At 72.4% G+C, this 7,966-nt stretch carries 2 protein-coding genes; both read right to left on the bottom strand.

Annotation, left to right across the window (positions count from 1 at the left end):
- Positions 1-6,452: SDR family NAD(P)-dependent oxidoreductase (locus tag AB0M67_RS41460; RefSeq protein WP_365753383.1), on the bottom strand; the 6,452-nt coding region annotated here is incomplete at its 3' end.
- Positions 6,449-7,966, bottom strand: a 1,518-nt coding sequence (locus AB0M67_RS41455) for an acyltransferase domain-containing protein (RefSeq protein WP_365753381.1), incomplete at its 5' end; no start/stop codon positions are given. The genes AB0M67_RS41455 and AB0M67_RS41460, both read right to left, overlap by 4 nt.

Here is a 7,966-nt window from a genome sequence, read left to right as displayed (position 1 = left end):
TTGATCACCCCACGAACCCGATCACCATCACGCAACGCCGCACCCAACGGCTTCACCACCACCGTCACCACCCCCTCCCCCGGCACAAACCCATCCGCACCCGCATCAAACGGCCGGGAAGCGCCCGAGGGTGACAGCGCGCGCAGGTTCCTCATCGCGACGTAGTGCAGCGGGGACAGGGCGACCCGGACGCCCGCGACGATGGCCTGCTCGCACTCGCCGTCGCGGATACTCCGCACCGCCGTATGCAGGGCGACCAGCGACGACGAACACAACGTGTCGATCGTCATGCTCGGCCCGTGCAGATCCAGGAAGAAACTCACCCGGTTGGCCAGGAACGCGTTGTGATTTCCCAGGCCGCTGGGCGCGTCCAGCTCCGGCGCGAGGTTGAAGTCCTTGTAGTGCTGGTAACTGGCGCCCACGAACACACCGGTGGACGGGGACAGTCGGCGGGGCGGAAGACCGGCCGACTCCAGCGCTTCCCAGGTCGTGCGGAGCAGCCAGCGGGCCTGGGGGTCGAGCGCTTCGGCCTGCTTGGGGAAGAAGTCGAAGAACCGGGCGTCGAACTCCTCCACGTTGTCCAGGAATCCGCCGACATCGGGCTCGTGCCCGTCGGCGTACCGGCCCCAGCGGTGTGCCGGAGCCGGACGGATCACCTCACCCGAGTCGGCGAGCAGCGACCACAGCCGTTCCTCGTCCGGGGCGCCGGGGAGCGCCAGGGCCAGCCCGATGACGGCGATGTCCTGGGTGTCCGCGTCCGCGGTGTTGTCGGGGGCCGTATCGCGGACCGTGGCCGGGGCGCGGACCGTGGCCTGGGCGGCCGTCTCGTCCTCAGGGTGGCGCGCGGCCGGTTCAGCCGGTGGCCGCTCGTCGGCCGTGGACGGGGCGAACACACCGTCGCCCGCCAGTTCGGCGACCCGCGCGGCGAGAGTGCGGCAGTCCGCGGCGTCCAGGACGTCCGTCGGGCTCAGCTTCACCCCGTACGCCGCCTCGACATCGGCCGCTATGACGGTCGCCAGCATGGAGTCGAGACCCACGGTGGACAGTGAGGTGGTCGCCAGGACACCGGGGTCGTGGAGGACGCTCCGTACCAGCGCGACGATCGCCGCCTCCGCCACCGCGGCCCCCGGCGCGCGGCGGGCGGGAGCGGGCGGCGAGGCTCCGTTCCCGGCCACGGTCCGGTACGCGATGTCGTCGAGCCGTACCAGCACCCGGCCGTCGGCGGCGAGCAGGGACGCGTGGCCGCGTCGCGTGCCGTCGCTGTCGGGCTCGGCGCCTTCGAGCAGCACGAACGCCGCCCGCGCCGCGTCCGCCCAGCGCACCGCCCGGCCGATGGAGACCGGCAGATAGGTGGCCGACGGTGCCGCGGGATCCGCCAGCGTGAGGACGGCCATGGACTGGAGGGCGGCGTCGAGTGCCACCGCCTCGGCCTCCAGGGTGCCGCCGACCGGGAGCTCGATCCGCGCGAGTACCCGGCCGGGCCCGTAGTGAACCTCGGTGATGGACCGCAGCGGCGCGGTGAGCTCCATGCCCTTCGCCGCGAACCAGGCGTACAGGCCGGCCGGTTCCAGCGTCCGGTCGAGGACGGCCCGCAGGGTGTCGAAGTCCACGGCGGCGGGCGGCGCGGCCGGGGCTTCGGCGGTGGTGAGCCGGGCGATGACCCGGTCGGCGTGCCGGAAGGTGACCGGCCCGGTACGGGTGGGGTCGTCCAGATCGCTCGTGAGGGGATGGTCACCGGTCCCCCGGCCGGTGAAGGTGATCTGCCGCAGGGCACCGCTCATCAGGAGACCGAGGGCCACCGGCAGCGCGCCGGGTACGGTCTCCTCGCCCAGAACACGGTGGGCGCGCGAGAGCAGCCGTACGACGTCGTTCGTGTGCCGCGTGGCTGGTGCGGACGGCGTGGCTGGTGCGGACGGCGCGGACGGGGCGGCAGGCCCGGCGGGCGCGGACGGCGCGGTCGCCGCGGGCCGCGAGCCGAACGGATAGGGCGGGAGCGCGGAGCGGCGCGCCGGTGGGCCGGGGTACACCGTGGCCCAGTCGACGGTTCCGCCGCCGACGTAGCGGAAGGCCGGGCCGCTGAGCCCGGTCGACGCGCCGTCCTGCACCGTTCCGCCACGTACGACAGTGCCGGGTGCCCGGTCCGCCAGGCGCAGTGCCTCGGCCAGCCCGGCGCTCAGTTCGTCGGCCGTGGCTCCCAGGACCGCGACCCGGTACGCCTGGTGGTCGCGTCCGACGGCGCTGGAACGGCACAGGGCGCTCAGGCGTGCCGCGTTCCCCTGCCGCAGGAGTGGCCGGACGTCCGCCATGCGCCGGGCCAGGGCGTCCGGGGTGTGCGCGGACAGGACCAGCAGGTGCTCGTCGGCTACGGCGGCGGCCGTACGGGGCTCCTCGCCGGACGCCTCGTGCCGGGCCTCCCCGAACTCGCCGAACTCGCCGAACTGCCCGAACCCGCCGAGCTCGCCGACGTACTCCTCCACGACGATGTGCGCGTTGGTCCCTCCCATGCCGAAGGAGCTGATTCCCGCCCGGCGCGGCCCGTCCGAGGTCCACGGCTGTGGCTCGACGGGGATCACGAACGGTCCGGCGGACAGGTCCAGAAGGCCGCTGGGGGTCTCGAAACCGGCGACGGGCGGGATCTCCCGATGCCGCAGGCACAGCAGGACCTTCAGCAGACCGGCGAGTCCGGCCGCGGGCTCCAGGTGCCCGATGTTGCCCTTCACCGCTCCGAGGTGGCACGGCTCCGCGCGATCCGGGTCACCGCCGAACACCTCGGTCAGCGCGGCGATCTCGATCGGGTCGCCGAGCCGGGTTCCCGTACCGTGCGTCTCGATCAGGGAGACGTCCGCCGGGGCCAGTCCGGCGTCGTCCAGTGCCGCCCGGACGACCGCGGCCTGGGCCTCACTGCGGGGCACCGGCAGGGCGCTGCCCCGGCCGCCGTGGTTGACGGCCGTACCGCGGATGACGCCCCAGATCCGGTCGCCGTCCCGTTCGGCGTCCGCGAGCGGCTTCAGCATCATGGCCAACGTGCCTTCGCCGGGGAGGAATCCGTCTGCCCTCTCGTCGAAGGGCCGCGGCCGGGTGTCGGACAGGGCACCGAGCTGGCTCAGGCTGCGGTAGTACCACGGGGTCAGACCGACCTGGCCGGCCGCCACGATCGCGGCGCCGCAGTGTCCCGCGCGCAGCGCGGCGACCGCCTGCTGGATGGCGACGAGCGACGACGAGCACAGAGTGTCGACGGTCTGCGAAGGGCCGGTCAGGTCGAGCGCGTACGAGATCCGGTTGGCCAGTATCGCGTTCATGGAGCCGAGCGCGGTGTGCGGTCCGACGGTCTCCAGCCCCCGCGTGTCGCGGTGATGGGTGTAGGTGGCGCCGACGAAGACGCCGATGTCGCGGCGGCCGGCGAGACCGCTGTCGTCCCGTACCGTCCAGGCGTGCTCCAGCAGCAGCTTCTGCTGTACGTCCATCTCCTCGGCCTCGCGTACGGAGATACCGAAGAAGGCCGGTTCGAAGCGCTCGATACCGGTGACGAAGGCACCCGTACGGCAGTAGGTGCCCGTCATATGGGGGCCGCGCCGCTCGAAGTGGGCGTCGATGTCCCAGCGTTCGGCCGGCACCTCGGTGAACGCGTGAGCGCCGGAGCGGAGCAGGGGCCACAGTTCCGCCACCCCGCCGACCGCCCCCGGGAGATCACCGGACACGGCGACGATCGCGACGTCCCCGTCGCGCCCCGCGGCCGGTTGCCGCCGCGGGCGCGGGTCGCGCGGTTGGTTCGGGGAGGCAGCCGGAAGCGGCTCGACGGTCTCGGCCGTCCCGACGGTCCGAGCCGTTTCGACGGTCTCACCGGTGACGGGCTCGGCCGTCTCCGGCGCCGCGACCGCGACGGCCGCGCCGTAACGGCCTGTCAGTGCCTCGACGAGCTCGGCGAACTCGCCGTACTCCAGGAAGAGCGTCGCCGGAAGATGGACGCCCCACCTGCGGGAGAGCTCCTCCGAGAGCTCGACGCTCATGATCGAGCTCATGCCGTAGTCCGACAGCGGGGTGTCGCGGTCGAAGGACGCGACGCCCAGCCGCTCCGCCAGGAACCGCTCCAGTGCGTACCAGACGCGCTCCGCGTCGCCCTCACCGGTCGACCCGGCGGAGCCTTGTACGCCGTCATGAGTCCCGGCGCGTACGTCGGAAGGTGCCCGGAGCTCCGCGCCCGCGTCTTCGAGCTCGACGACGACGTCACCGGCGTCCGGATGGGCGACGACCACCTGACGAGGGTCCTCTTCCGCCGCCAGTAACGCGATCAGGGCGTCCAGGCCCTCCGCGGTGTCCAACGGTCTGACTCCGCGCCGCCGCAACTGTTCCGCGACGGCCGTGCCCATGCCCACCTCGCCCCACAGGCCCCACGCGACGCTCAGCCACGGCGAGCCGTGCGCCTGCGCGAACGCGTCGAGATAGGCGTTGGCCGCGGCGTATCCGCCCTGACCGAGGTTGCCGAACGTGCCGGAGACCGACGCGAACAGCACGGCGAAGTCCAGGTCCCGCCCGGTCACCGCGGCGGCCAGCTCTCGAACGCCGTCGGCCTTCGGCCGCATCACCGCCGCGATGTCCTCGGCGGTGGCGCTGCGGATCAGCCCGTCCTTGAGAGTGCCGGCCGCATGGACCACGCCGTGCAACTCGCCGAACTCCGCGCGGAAGCGTTCCACCACGGCCGCCAGGGCGCCGGGGATGGTCACGTCCGCGCTGTAGGACACGACCTCGCACCCCCGCGCGCCGATCGCGGCCGTCCGGTCGTGGTCGGCAGCGGCCGCTCCGGAACGGCTGACCAGCGCGACGACGCCGGCACCCTCCCGTGCGAACCGGTCGGCGACCTCCAGGCCCAGCCCGCCGTGCCCGCCGAGGACGAGGTAGCGGCCGCCCTGTCTGATGGGCCTCTTCCCACCGTGGGGCGCGGCGTATGCCGACCGGTCGCGCACCCGGACGGGTACGTGGCGGACGCCCCGCCGGTAGCCGACTTCGGTAGGACCGTCGGCGGCGCCAAGCTCCGCCAGGACCGCGCGGAGGGCGTCGTCGGCGTGCTGGTCGATGTCGAGGAGGCGCGGGCGCAGGCCCGGGTACTCGATGGCGGCGGTGCGGACGAAGCCCCACAGGGCGGCGCGCGCGGGCACCGGCCGGTCGCCGTTCGCGACCGGCTGCCCGTCCCTGGTCACCGCGAGGAAGCGGGACGTGCGCTGCCGCTCGCCGAGGGTCCGCAGGGCGGCCAGGCAGCCGTACAGGCCGAGGCGGAGCTCCGCCTCCTCCCTCGGAGTGCCGTCGGGCGCGTCACCGTCGTTCCACAGGTGCACCACACCCGCGACCGGGTCCCCGACCTCCTCCCAGAGCCGCCGGAACGCCTCCTCGTCCGGCTGCGCGAGCATCCGCCGATCGCGGTCGTGTGCCTGTGCCCCGGACGGTCCGGCGCCGACCTCCACCACGCGGGCTCCCTCGGCCCGCAGGTGCCGGGCGGCGCGCTCACCCAGACTGCCCGTACCGCCGTTGTGCAGCACCACCCAGGTTCCGGTCACCGGATCGTGCCGCTCGTCGGTCGCCGGCATGGGCCGCCAGTCGATCCGGGTGATGGGCAGCATGGCGGCCCGCGGCGGGGCAGGGACGACGGCCGGGCGCGACACGGCGGCCGGGCGACGCATCCGTAGCCCCTCGAACTCCGCGACGACCTCGTCCGAGGGCCCCAGCAGCAGGGCGTCCGCGGTCGCGTACGCGCCGTCGACGCCGGTACGGCGCGCCACGACGGTCACCCCGGCCGACAGGACCGAGAGATCGGCGAGGACCGCGAGCCGAGCGACGCCGATCGGCAACATGGGATACGGGCCGGCCTCTCCCGTGAGGTCCTGGAGCGCGCAGCTGACGACCTGGAACACACCGTCCACCAGCAGCGGATGGGCGTACCAGGGTATGGGCTCGGCGTCGGACCGCAGCGTGGCCCGGGCCACGCCACCGTCCGCGACGGCGAGTTCCCGGACGGTACGGAAGTCGGGACCGTACCGCAGGCCTTCACGCGCCCAGCTTTCGTACAGCCGCTCCGAGGTGATCGTCCGCGTGCCCGTCATCCGCCTGTCGGTACCGGCGGGCGGGGCCGGGGGGACGCCCGGGAGCAGCCGGCCGGTTCCGGTGGACAGCGGCTTGCGGTCGCCGGCCACCACGGTGCTCAGTTCGAAGCGGGTCCGCGGACCGAAGGACACATCGAGCCGGACAGGAGCCGTCGCGTCGTCGGCGATGGTGAGGGGGCGCAGGAACGTGACATCGGTGAGCTCCAGCGGGGTGAACGGCCGACGCCTGGCGACCCCCACCATCGCCATCTCCAGCTGCACCGCGGCGGGCAGCAGCCCGGTACCCGCGGAGCGGTGCTGGGCGATGAAGGGCTCCTGGCCCGTGAACGTCTTCTCGTAGGTTTCGGCCGGATACGTCACTGTCCCTCGCTCTGGTGCTCGTAGTGACGGTCGAACAGCGGGTGGCTGAGGGTGCGCGACTCAGTACCGCTGCGGCGAACAGGCGGCGCGGCCAGCTCCTGTCGGTTGAAGGGGTAGGTGGGGACGGTGATGGTGCGCCGGCCCTTGCCATGGTGCAGACCGGCCCAGTCGAGTTCGGCGCGGGTGTGGTTGTAGTGGTCGGCCACCGCGCTGTGCAGTTGAACCTGATCGGTACGCTCGCGCCGCAGTGTGCTGAGCCACACCGGCTGTGTCTCGCCCCACGACGCCCGGGCGAGCGAGGTCAATTGGGGATGGGCACCGATCTCCCACACCACCGCCGGGCCGACCTCGGTCAGCGTCGTCAACGCCTGCGAGAAGCGCACGGGCTCACGGATCGCCCGGCCCCAGTAAGCGGGGTCGGAAGCCGTCAGGGCGGTATGCCAGTCGCCGGTCACGGTCGACGCGAACGGAATCAGCGGAGCCGAAAGGGTCCGGCCGGCCACCGCCTCGACGAACGGCACGACCGCACCCTCCATCGCGGCCGAATGGAATGCCTGACTGACCGTCAATTTCTGTGTGCGCAGCCCCGACTCCCGGCAGAAGCCGGAAACGGCATCCGCCGGACCTGTGATCGTGACCGATCGACGCGCGTTGAACGCCGCGATCTCCACCCCGGGATGGGCGGCAATGGCCGCGAGAACAGCCTCGGTGTCCGCGTGCACCACCGCCATCGCACCCTGACCCGGCCCCGACTCCATCAGCCGGCCACGGACCGCCGTCAACTCCAGCAGATCCGCCAGACCGAGAACACCAGCCGCCCACGCGGCCGTCAACTCACCCAGACTATGACCCACCACAGCATCCGGACGCACCCCCACCGACTCCAGCCAGCGCACCAAACCGACCTGAACACTCACCAGAGCCGGCTGCACATACCGCGTCCGATCCAGCAGACCCCCCACATCACCGAACAACACATCCCGCAACGGCACATCCATCTGTCCCGTCAACAACTCCGCACATTCGTCCAACGCCGCCCGGAACACCGGCTCCACCGCATACAACCCACGCCCCATACCCAGATACTGCGAACCCTGACCCGTGAACATGAAGGCCGAAGGCTGGGCCTTGCCGCCCTTCCGGGACACGACACCGCTGTCCGTCACGACATCCTTCAGCCCGGCGGCGAGTTCGCGGGCATTGGCACCCTGCACCGCCACGCCATAGCGGTGTGTTGCGCGTCCGGTGTTCGCCGTGAACACGAAGTCCCCGAGCTCCTCCTCGGACGTCCCCGCCAAAGCCCCCGCATACGAATCGGCAAGAGCACGCAACGCGGTCTCATCCGCCGCACTCACCCGCACCACATACGAATCCTGCAACAACGTCTCCCGCACCGGCGGAACAGGCGCCTCCTCCACAATCACATGAGCGTTCACCCCACCCATACCGAACGCACTCACCGCAGCCCGCCGAGGCACCCCACCCCGAGGCCACTCCACCACACGATCAGCCAG

Origin of the sequence: Streptomyces sp. NPDC051662, assembly GCF_040681655.1 — a bacterium.
Taxonomy (GTDB): Bacteria; Actinomycetota; Actinomycetes; order Streptomycetales; family Streptomycetaceae; genus Streptomyces.
This window is presented reverse-complemented; position numbering and strand designations above follow the sequence as displayed.